A 2738-nucleotide genomic window follows, 5' to 3' on the forward strand; every position below is an offset into this window, starting at 1 on the left:
GGTCCGGGTGGCAGGCTTCACGTGGAATGGGTGGCAACCTTCAGCGGTTTACGCAAAAGTCTATGGTTTGTAACAGGTAATAAAGAAACTTTGGGTCGTTGCCTTTGAAGTCGGTGACATACAAGGCCGTGTTTAACGGCCAGAAGTCTTTATCTGAATAGCTTATTTCCCCCATGGAGTTACCACTGCGTCCGACTGTTACGCCTGGCCCGGTAGCCTTTGCTTCATTGTGAAAGCCGGTAATGCCTGACGAGCCCAGTATGGGGATCTCTCCCGAGAGCCTATTCTGAGTCGGTAGGTCATGGCCACGTTGTAAAGTTAATACATCACCGAGCGGGATAGTTACCCATTCAGACTTCATACCCCAGCCCCCCAAGATTCCGCTTGATTGCAGCCTCCAGCCGATCACTCTCCGCAAACTGCTCTCGCAACTGCCCTGTCAACCGCGCCATCTTCTCGGCAAACGGCTCGCCATCCTCTTCCTGCTCTTGGGCACCCACATAGCGCCCCGGCGTCAGCACAAAGTCATGCTTCTTGATCTCGTCCAGGCTGGCGGATTTGCAGAAGCCGGGGATGTCTTCATAAACACGCTGGTCGCTCTCGTCCATCCCTGGACTCCGCGACACTTGGGCTCCTGCCCGGCGCCAAGCATGGAAGGTGTCGGCGATCTTGGCGATGTCGTCGTTGGTGAAGTCCCGCAGCACCCGATCCCGCATAAAGCCCAGGTTGCGGGCGTCGATGAACAGGAACTCTTCCCGGCGGTCGCGCTTTTCACCGGAAACTGCTCCTGCGTTTCCGGCACTTCCGCCATCCCTGGCGGTCGTCGAGCGCACCGCTGCTTTATTTTTCGTCAGGAACCAGATGCAGGCGGGGATCTGGGTGTTGGTGAACAGCTGACCGGGCAGAGCGACCATGCATTCCACCAGGTCTTCTTCCACCAGGCGTTTGCGGATTTCGCCTTCGTTGTTGGTGTTGGAGCTCATGGAGCCGTTGGCCAGCAACAGGGCCATGCTGCCGGTTGGCGCCAGATGGTGGATCATGTGCTGCATCCAGCCAAAGTTGGCGTTGCCCTTGGGCGGGGTGCCGTACTTCCAACGCACGTCGTCGGCGAGGGATTCGCTCCACCAGTCCTTGATGTTGAACGGCGGGTTGGCCATCACGAAGTCGGCACGCAGATCCGGATGCTGGTCGTCCAGGAAGGTGTCGGCGTTTTTCTTGCCGAAGTTGAAGTCGATGCCCCGGATAGCCATGTTCATGGCGGCCAGCTTCCAGGTGGTGGGGTTGGATTCCTGGCCGTACACGGAAATGTGCTTCTTCTGTTCTGAGGCGTCGTAGTGCTGTTCGCTGGCGTGTTCTTCGATGAACTTGTCGCTGGAGACAAAGAAGCCGCCGGGGCCCATGGCCGGGTCGTACACCCGGCCGGAATAGGGTTGCAGCATTTCCACAATCAGAGTGACGATGCTCTTGGGGGTGTAATACTGGCCGCCCTGCTTGCCTTCGGCGAGGGCAAACTGGCCCAGGAAGTATTCGTACACATGGCCTAGGATGTCTTTGCTGTGCAGGGCCAGCTTCTCACCACCCAGTACCGGTTTGGTGAAGGAGGTGTCGGAGAAGGTGTTGATCAGGCCCAGCAGCTTGTCGTTATCCAGCTGGTACTGGCTGATCCGGTTAAGGATGCCTTTGAGTTTGGCGTTGTGCTTTTCGATGTCTTCCAGGGCGTTGTCAATCAGCCAGGACACAGAGCGCAGCTTTACATCGTTACCGGCGTCGTCCTGCCAGAGCACGGTGCCCACGGGCAGCACGGCTTTCTCTTTCAAGGTGTTCCAACGGGCGGGCTTGGGTACCCAGAACACGTTGGCTTCGCGGTAGTAATCTAATACTTCCAGCTCTTCCTGCAGGGCCTGCTGGTAGTCGGCGTCGCTGTCGTAGTCGCCGGGCGGGAGGTGGTAGATGTCGTTGCTTTCATCCTTGAACAGTTCCAGCAATTCCTCCTGGCGCTCCTCGAAGGCATCGGAGACGTACTTCAGGAAGATCAGGCCCAGCACCACATGCTTGTAGTTGGCGGCATCCAGATTAGCGCGGAGCTTGTCGGCGGATTTCCAGAGTTTGTCGTCCAGGGCTTTGAGGAATTGCTGTTCCGTGTTGTTCATTGCTCGGTCGTTCCCTATGAGAAGTGACTACTTTCATTCTCTGATAAAGCGTAAAGGCACGGAGCGACAGGCTGTGTCGGTTCGTGCCTTGGATTGTTCCGGAGAGTTGCGGGCAATACCGGGGGTGTATTGCTTGCTAACCACTCGATATAGGGTTGTTTTACGTCAGTTGGTGGGGTTAGGCAAGGTTAAGGGAGGCTGTGCCCAAACCCTGTAGCCGGGCAAACGGGACAAAGGTCACGAGAAAGATTGGAGGCTAATCTGTGAAGAAATGGTAGGCACTACCAGGGCACCATTTGGGCACAGGCCAAAAAAAGGACCTGCGTTCTGATTCGGCCTGGTTCATGGGTCTGATACAAGAGGATGGACTCAGATCGCCTTGGGGGCGATCTTCGGGGCTTTGCCCCGCCTTCGCGTTGCTGCGGCGCCCAAATCGCGTTCGCGATTTGTCGAACGGAGGTTCTGCATCTGCCCTCTGGCAAACCAGACTTCCACAAAAAAGCCCACTGTCACGTGGGCTTTTTTGTGGAAGTTGTCCCGTCCTGAAATACGTTGTCATCTGGAGAGTGAGCAGATGGGCAACGATAC

Annotated in this window: 2 protein-coding genes; both read right to left on the reverse strand. The window is 56.6% G+C overall.

All coding sequences use genetic code 11. The annotated features are described in order from the left end of the window. Positions 1-40: 40 nt before the first annotated feature. Complete coding sequence (locus AAC035_RS20450; protein WP_339806955.1) at positions 41-361, reverse strand: restriction endonuclease subunit S; 321 nt, start codon at positions 359-361, stop codon at positions 41-43. After that, positions 351-2150, reverse strand: a complete 1800-nt coding sequence (locus AAC035_RS20455) for a class I SAM-dependent DNA methyltransferase (RefSeq protein ID WP_339806956.1) — start codon at positions 2148-2150, stop codon at positions 351-353. Before AAC035_RS20455 ends, AAC035_RS20450 begins: the two co-directional genes overlap by 11 nt. Positions 2151-2738: the final 588 nt, after the last annotated feature.

The organism is uncultured Marinobacter sp., from assembly GCF_963974375.1.
Lineage (GTDB): Bacteria > Pseudomonadota > Gammaproteobacteria > Pseudomonadales > Oleiphilaceae > Marinobacter.